Annotated in this window: 6 protein-coding genes and 1 pseudogene; 3 read left to right on the top strand and 4 right to left on the bottom strand. The window is 75.1% G+C overall.

The features are described 5' to 3' along the window. Together DKT69_RS30875 and DKT69_RS30870 are read left to right on the top strand one after the other, a co-directional pair. Positions 1-337: 5-oxoprolinase subunit C family protein (locus tag DKT69_RS30875; protein ID WP_146231260.1), on the top strand; the 337-nt coding region annotated here is incomplete at its 5' end. Continuing rightward, on the top strand, positions 321-1,070 hold the full coding sequence (locus tag DKT69_RS30870) for a LamB/YcsF family protein (RefSeq protein ID WP_109804961.1): 750 nt from the start codon (positions 321-323) through the stop codon (positions 1,068-1,070). The genes DKT69_RS30875 and DKT69_RS30870, both read left to right, overlap by 17 nt. Positions 1,071-1,163: 93 nt before the next feature. Here the strand turns inward: DKT69_RS30870 and DKT69_RS30865 are convergent, their stop codons facing one another. After that, entirely contained in the window at positions 1,164-3,002 is a 1,839-nt protein-coding gene (locus DKT69_RS30865; protein ID WP_109804960.1) for an NHL domain-containing thioredoxin family protein, read from the bottom strand. A gap of 147 nt (positions 3,003-3,149) precedes the next feature. On the opposite strand from DKT69_RS30865, the pseudogene DKT69_RS41495 reads away from it, so the two are divergent. Continuing rightward, a pseudogene (locus DKT69_RS41495) lies at positions 3,150-3,218 on the top strand (hypothetical protein); the annotation flags it as partial. On the opposite strand, the gene DKT69_RS40270 reads toward DKT69_RS41495, so the two are convergent. From DKT69_RS40270 to DKT69_RS30850, 3 genes are all read right to left on the bottom strand, one after another. Next, positions 3,203-3,355: a hypothetical protein gene (locus tag DKT69_RS40270; RefSeq protein WP_161557986.1), complete on the bottom strand. Its 153-nt coding sequence runs from the start codon at positions 3,353-3,355 to the stop codon at positions 3,203-3,205. The pseudogene DKT69_RS41495 and the gene DKT69_RS40270 sit on opposite strands and share 16 nt — an antisense overlap. 366 nt (positions 3,356-3,721) lie before the next feature. Then, positions 3,722-5,269 (bottom strand): recombinase family protein, encoded by a 1,548-nt coding sequence (locus tag DKT69_RS30855; RefSeq protein ID WP_109804959.1) that lies wholly within the window; start codon positions 5,267-5,269, stop codon positions 3,722-3,724. 232 nt (positions 5,270-5,501) lie between these two features. Then, on the bottom strand, positions 5,502-7,844 hold a 2,343-nt coding region (locus DKT69_RS30850; RefSeq protein ID WP_109804958.1), incomplete at its 5' end, for a hypothetical protein.

The raw sequence follows: 7,844 nt of genomic DNA, 5'->3' as shown, positions 1-7,844 counted from the left end.
GCGGCTGACCCTGCGCACCGGCCCCCGGCACGACTGGTTCACCCCGGCCGCCCTGGACCTGCTCTTCGGCACCGCGTACCGGGTCAGCCCGGTGAGCAACCGGGTCGGCGCGCGACTGACCGGCGCACCCCTGCCCCGCGCGGTGACCGGGGAACTGCCCAGCGAGGGACTGGTCCTCGGGGCGGTGCAGGTGCCGGCCGACGGGCAGCCGCTGATCTTCCTCGCCGACCATCCCACCACCGGCGGATACCCGGTCGTGGGTGTGGTGGACGACGTGACCCCGCTCGCCCAGGCCCGCCCAGGGACTACGGTGAGGTTCCATGGACCTCAACGCTGACCTCGGCGAGGGATTCGGCATCTGGCGGCTCGGCGACGACCACGCGCTGCTGGACCTCGTCACCTCCGCCAACGTCGCGTGCGGCTTCCACGGCGGCGACGCGTCCACCATGCGCCGGGTCTGCGCCGCCGCCGCCGAGCGCGGGGTCGCCATCGGCGCCCAGGTCGGGTACCGGGACCTCGCCGGCTTCGGCCGCCGGCACATCGCGTACGACTTCGCCGAACTCCGCGACGAGGTCACCTACCAGCTCGGCGCGCTGGAGGCGTTCTGCCGGCTGTTCCACACCCGGGTCCGCTACCTCAAGCCGCACGGCGCGCTCTACCACGCCGCGGCCTGCGACGAGGCCCAGGCGGCCGCCCTGGTCGCCGCCGTCAGCGGGTACGACCCCGCGCTGCCCGTGCTCTGCTCGCCCGGCACGGTGCTCGCCCAGCTCGCCGTCGGCGCCGGGCTGCGGGTGGTCCCCGAGGGCTTCGCCGACCGGAACTATCTGCCCAACGGCGCACTGGTGCCCCGGACCGCCGCGAACGCGCTGGTCACCGACCCGGAGGAGGTGGCCGACCGGGCCGTCCGGATGGCCACCGAGCGCACGGTGGTCGCGGTCGACGGCCGGGTGATCCCGTGCCCAGTCGAGTCGATCTGCCTGCACGGGGACAGCCCCAGCGCCGTCCGCTCCGCCGAGCTGGTCCGGGCCGCGCTGATCGACGCCGGAACAACCCTCACCCCGTTCGCCTGACCGCCGCCCCAGCGCTGATTCGTTCACGACATCAGCTCCACAGCGGCCGGCCGACACCCGCACCCGGCCGGCCGCCCAGGACGCGTCCGGCGGTCAGGCGTCCAGGCCGCGCAGCACCAGCGGCACCCGGCCCGCGCCGCCGTCGACCACCCGCACCGGCACGCCCCAGTCCTGCCGGGTCAGGTGACAGGCGGCGTGCTCGACGTCCGCGTCGCAGGTGGCCGCCTGCGCGGTCACCTGGAGCACCCCGCCGGCCACCTCGCCGTTGACCACCAGCCGGCGGGACAGGTCCGTCGTCGTCCCCGCACCCTCGATCAGCAGCTCCGGCGGCGACGCGGAGACCACCAGCCGGGTCGACGGACCGTACGTCTCGTCCAGCTTCTGGCCCGGCGCCGGCGTGAAGATCACGTCGAGCGTCACCTCACCGGCCGCCACGTCCGTCGGCTTCCGCTCGGCCCGGTGCCGGGGGCCGTCCACCGTGCTGGCGCCCGCCGCCGAGAGCGCGCCCGGGGCCAGCCGGGTCAGCCGGTGCGCGGCGGACTCCACCACCAGCACCGCACCCTCGGCGGTGAGCACCAGGTCGCTCGGCTCGGCCAGCCCGTCCGCCACCGTGGCGACCTGGTCCGTCTCCGGGTCGAAGCGGCGGACCGCGCCGTTGTACGTGTCGGCGATCAGCACCGAGCCGTCCGGCAGCGCGCACACCCCCAGCGGATGCTGGAGCAGCGCCTGGTCGGCCGGACCGTCGACGTGGCCGAAGTCGAAGAGCCCCTGACCCACGGCGGTGCTCAGCACGCCGTTCTCGACGTACCGGACGGCGCTGGTCTCGCTGTCCGCGATCCAGAGCCGGGCGCCGTCGGCCGAGGCGGAGAGGCCGGAGGGCTGCGCCATCCAGACGTCCGGCAGCGGGCCGTCGCGCAGCGCCTCGACCGTGGTGCCCGCGTACATGCCGGCGGTCCGCCGGATCGGGTCGAACCACCAGAGCTGGTGGATGCCGGCCATGGCGATGACGACCTTGTCGTCGTACCAGGCCACGTCCCAGGGGGAGGAGAGGTCGACCGAGCGGGCGTCGTGCGCGTGGTCGTCGACCGTCGACCGCCACTGCCGGCCGGTGCCGGCGACCGTCACCACCTCGCCGGTGTCCAGCCGCACCCCCCGCAGCAGGTGGTTGACGGTGTCCGCGACCACCACGTCGTAGCCGGCGACCTCGGCGACGTGCGTCGGGAGCAGGCAGAGCCCCTGCGGCTCCGAGAAGGTGGCCGTCTCCGCCGGCCCGTCCGCCTGGCCGCGGGCGCCGGCGCCGATCCGGCGGACCAGCTTCTCACCGTCCGGGGCCAGCTCCACCAGCGAGTGCCGGGCCGAGTCCGAGACCAGCAGGTTGCCGTCGGCGAGCGCCACCGCCTTGCCCGGGAAGCGCAGCGTGGTCTCCGGCTCGGCCGGCGGGACGTACGGGCCCTCGCCCCGGTGCAGGGTGCCCTTCGCCTCGTGGGTGGCGATCAGCTCGTCGACCAGCCGGGCCAGCCCCTCGGCGTGCCCCTCGCCGGCCATCGTGGCCACCACGTAACCCTCCGGGTCGACCACCGAGAGGGTCGGCCAGGCCTTCGCCGCGTACTGCTGCCACATGTCCAGCTCGGGGTCGTCGAGCACCGGGTGGTGCACCCCGTACCGCTCCACGGCGGCGGCCAGCGCCTCCGGGTCCTTCTCGTGCTCGAACTTGGGCGAGTGCACGCCGACGACCACCAGCACGTCGCCGTACTTCTCCTCGAGCGGGCGCAGCTCGTCGAGCACGTGCAGACAGTTGATGCAGCAGAAGGTCCAGAAATCCAAGATGACGCAGCGACCTCGGAGGTCCCGCAATGTCAAGTTTCGTCCGCCTGTGTTCAGCCACCGGCGGCCCTTCAGTTCGGGCGCACGGACGCGGGGCGAAGTAGCCATAGACTCACCCTGCCACGGCGTCGGCGAGGACGGCCCGGGGGGCTCGGACAACCGTGACGCAGCGAACGGGGCTGCGCCGTCCAGGGCGTCGCCCGCCAGGCGAACGCCTATGGGGCCACCCCGGCCATCCACGCCGGATCGGTCGCCGGCACCACCCAGCGGTTCGGCGTACCGATGGGCTTCGGTGGGCCGCACGCCGGCTACCTGGCGGTCCGGATTCGATGCGGGACCGGTTCGACGACAGCCGGGCCGGCCACCGTGATGGTCTCGGCGAACGGCACGGCGGCCTCTTCGAGGGCCTGGGAGACCTGGCCGAACGCGAAGACCACGGCGCCCCGTCCGGCGTGGGTCACGTCGCGGACCGGGCCCCGGCCGATCGACTCGGCGAGGCCGAGGGTCTGCTCTTCGCGGACGCGGTCCGCGTGGTCGGGGGCCTAGGTCGAGGCGGGCCAGGCTGGCGCCGATCATCTCGGCCCACTGGCTCGGCATCATCGCGCATCCCAGGACGCCCGGACGGCGTTCACGGAGGGCGGCCAGGGTCGGCAGGTAAGCGGCCAGGCCCCGAGCGGGGCCGGCGTAGGCCGCGATCAGGCGCGGCGGGCGCGGCGGGCGCGGGTGGATAGGGTGGCGCCTAGCGGAAGGTCATTTCTTCCGTTAGGGCCTCGGTCGGCGGTGGAGTCGCTACCGGGCCTGCCTTATTTGGTTGCGGTGGCGAGGTCTCAGGCGTCCGGGGACGCGGACTCGGGCTCGTCGGCCCAGGTGAACCGGAGGCGGGCGTCGGGGTCGAATCGCACGCCCCGGCGGCCGTGCGCGGGCGTGATGGTTACGGCGTTCAGGGCCAGGCGGAGGAGGTCGCGGCGGTCGGGGACCGTGGCGGCGTCCCATGCTTCGCGGGCCTGGACCGGGTCGAGGAGCGGGCTAATGTCCGCCTCGGGCAACGGGAAGTCGGCGAGGTTGCGGCGCAGCCCGACGACGCGGGCGGTCAGCCGCTCGTGTAAACGGGTCCAGCGCTGGACCGCCTCGGGGCCGACGAACTCGCCGCGAAGGTAGCGGGCGTCTTCCAGGTCGACCAGGGAGGCGTTCGCGTCTTCCAAGGCGGCTGTGATGGTCGCCCGCTCGCGGATTATGTCCGGGTCATGCCGGGCTATCCAGCGCTCGGCCACGGCGTCTAGCAACGGGTCGCCAGGCTCGGTCGCGGCCAGGCGGTTTATGAACGCGTCGACCACGGCGCGGTCTACGGCGGCGATAAACGCGGTGACGTGCGCAGGGCACGGGTGGCCGAGGCGGCGGCCCTGGCACACGTACGACCGTCCGGCGGCGGACATGCGACGCCCGCAGCCCCCGCAGCGGAGAAAGCCGGTCAGGAGGTGGGACACCTGAGCCCTCACGCCCCGGTTACGGCCGACCGGGTCGGTGCCGGTGCGGGCTTCCAGGATGCGCATGACCTGTAGTTGCTCGGCGGGCGTGATGATCCCTCGGCCGATATCGACGGTCTTGCCGGTCTCGGGGTCGCGCCAGGGGACGACCTTCCCCGTGTACTTCCCGTCTTTCTTGACGGTCTCGGGCAGCAGCCCGGCGAACGCGGGCGACTTGAGCAGAACCGACAGGGACCCGACGCCCCAAGCACCGCCGCGCGTCGCGGGGATCTTGCGGGCGTTCAGGTCGCGGGCGATGTGTACCAGCGGTTCGCCAGACAGGGCGCGCTCGGCGATCTCGCGGGCCGTCGGCGCGGTGTGCGGGTCGTGGTCTAGCCGGCCGTCCTCGCCGACCGCTAGGCCGTAGGGCGGTTGTCCGCCGATCCACCGCCCAAGGCTGCGGAGGTGGGCCTTCGCCGAGGCGACGCGTAGCCCGATGTTGGCGGACTCGCTGCGGGCGACCTCGGACAGCAAAACGAGGGCTAGGCGGGCCTGTTGCTGGGAGGTGTCTAGGCCGTCCTGAACGAAGACGATTCGGCCCGCGACTTTCTCGACCTGATCAAGGACCTGGCCGACCTGGCCCATGCCCCGCCGGGACAGGCGGTCGACCTTCCAGACGACCAGAGTGCCGACGGTGCCGGTCGTGAGGGCGGATATCGCGGCGTCGAATCCGGCGCGGTCTACGGCCTTGTAGCCGGACCGGCCCCGGTCGATGTGGACGGTGCGGACGTCTAGGCCGTTGCGCGCGCACCAGGCGCGACAGTCGGCCTCCTGGCGTTCAATCGCGGTCTTTCCCTCGCGGTCGAGGGATAGCCGTAGGTACAGGTCGGCGAGGTGTTCGTGGTGAGACATGCCGAGGACGCTAAGGCCCCGGGTGGGCGAGTTGCAAGCTTCTTCTAGGACTTCCAGAAGTTGTTCAGCCAGCCCCGACCGCGCAGCTCGGGTGACCGTACTCGTGCGCTCATGCCTTCAGTCTGCCGGACCGGACGGCCCGAACCGGCCGGCACCCCGAGCGGGCTCGATCACACCCCCGGACACGACGGCGGGGCCACGGATCACCGTGGCCCCGCTGTCGACGAGGACGCTACTTGCCGGCCGGCTTCAGGCAAAGCACCCGGTTGGTCCCCTCGCCCGGCAGCACCACGTGCGGCTGCGCCGGGTCGTCGCACTTGTCCTGGGCGTCGACCTTCGACACCACCGTGAAGGCGCCCTGCTCACCGCAGTTGGCGGCCACCGCGCCCCCACCGGACTGCTTCACGCAGGAGCCCACCGCCGGGTCGAAACCGGCCGGCTTGTTGTCGCCGCCGCCGACCTTGCCGAGCAGCGTGAGCAGGCCGAGCGGCACGGCCAGGATCAGCACCGCCGCGATCAGCACGACGGCCAGCACCCGCCCGTTGCGCACCTTCGGCGTCGGCGTCGGCGCTTCGGTCTTCGGCTCGGCGTCCGGCTTGAACGAGTCGAACCGGCCCTGCTCCGGCTCGCCGCCGAGGCCGTGCTGCCAGGCGGGCGGCGCCTGCTGGGGCGGCGGCGGGAAGGCCGGCGGGAACCCGCCCGGTCCCTGCTCGTGCATCGCCCCCGGTCCCTGGCCCGGCACCGCGACGGAGGCACGGCCACCGGCCGGTCCACCCGGACCCCCGAACGGGCCACCGGGCTGCGCCCCGAAGGGGTCCTGGTGTCCGCCCGGACCGCCGTACGGGTCGCCCTGGCCGGGACCGCCGTACGGGTCGCCGGGGCGTTCGCCACTGTGCGGGTGCACCCCGTTGGCCGGGCGGTGGTTGGCGGCCGGGTCCACGAAGGACGGCGCGCCGGGCGGGAACGGCGGCGGACCCGCGGGCGACGACGGCGGCGCGGACGGCGTGTCGGCGAAGCCGTGCGGCCCCGCCGGCCGGCCGTGGTCGTCGAAGCCGGACTGCTGGCCCTGGTCGTCGTAGCGGGGCTGCGGGCCGTGGTCGCCGAAGCCGGACCGCTGGCCGTGGTCGTCGAAACCGGGCTGCTGGTTCTGGTCGTCGAAACGCCGGCCCTGGTCCGGGTAGCCGTTCGGGTCGTCCTGCCCGGTGGCCTCCTCCGGCTCCGGCCGGCTCGGGCGGCCGTACACCCGGGGCTGCGGGGCCGGCGAGCCGGCCGGCCGCAGGGCCTCGTCGGTCGGGGGCATCACCCGGCTGGCCATCGGCACCGACGCGCTGGCGGAGACGGCGCCGGCCTCCGGAGAGGTACGCGGCGCGGGCACCACCGGCCCGGCCGGCGACTGCGGCTCCTGGTGCGACGCCTCGGCCGGACCCCAGCCGGGCACGGCACCCGACTGCTCCGACCCGTACGCCTGCGGCCCGCCGTTCTCGGCCCCCGGGGCGAACTGCGCCGGCGGCGCGTAGTCGGTCGGCGGCGACGCGGCCAGGCTGGCGCCCGGCACCCGCTGCTCCTGCGGCGGCAGCGGTACGGCGTTGGCCGCGGAGATGCCCGGGCCCGGCGGCGGCTGGTAGGCGGGTGGCTCCTCGGCCCGGCCCGATTCCCAGCCGTTCGGCTGGGGCGCGGCGGGTTCCGCCTCGGCGGACCGGCCCCACACCTCGCCGGCCGGCCACGGCTCGGCGTCCGGCACGGCCGGGCGGTCCCCGCGGGTCCACTGCGGTGCGTCGTTCTGGTTGGCGACCCAGGCCGGCGGGCCGTCCGGGGACGGCACCGAGGCGCTGGCCCGGGCCGGCGACGGCTCGGCCGGCGTCCAGCCGCCGGCCTCCGGCCGGTCGTCCTGCGCCCGGGCCGCGCCCCAGGAGCCGGCCTGCGCCGACTCCTCCGCCCCGGGCCGGTCCCGCTGCTGCGGTACGGCGGCGGCGCCGCTCCAGCCGGTGGCCGCACGCTGGTCGTCCGGCGCGCCCCAGCCGGGCTGCTGCGGAGGCTCGCCGTGGGTGGCGGCCCGGCTGGCGGCCCAGCCTCCGGAGCGGTCGGGGTCGTCGTCGCGGGGGTCGGCGGGACCGGTCTCCCAGCCGCCGGAGCGCGCCGCGTCGTCCTGCTGCGGGGCGGACCAGCCGCGGGCCGGCTCCCCGTCGTCCTGTCGGGCTGGTACGCCGGCGGCCCAGCCGCCCGAGCGCGCGGGATCGTCCTGCTGGTCCGGGTTGCCGGACGTCCAGCCGCCGGACTGGTTCGGCTCGTTCGGCGTGGACCACGCCTCGTTCGGCTGCCCGGCGGGGGCGGGAACCTGCGCGGCGGCGCGTGCGGTGGGCGCGGCGGAGGCCCAGGTGGGCGACTGCTCGCCCTGCTGGCCCCAGGCAGGTTGGTCGTCCTGCGGCGGGGTGGCCCACCCGCCCGAGCGGGCCGGATCGTCCTGCTGCGGCGCGCCGGACCCGACGGTCCAGCCGTCCGAGCGGTCGTCCGGGGTGGTGGGAGCCGCGCTCCAGCCGCCGGAACGGGCCGGGTCGTCGTGCGGCTGGAGCGCGGC

It is taken from the genome of Micromonospora sicca (assembly GCF_003172935.1).
GTDB classification, from domain to species: domain Bacteria; phylum Actinomycetota; class Actinomycetes; order Mycobacteriales; family Micromonosporaceae; genus Micromonospora; species Micromonospora sicca.
Note: the sequence above shows the minus strand (reverse complement) of the source record. Positions and strands in the feature narration are given on the sequence as shown.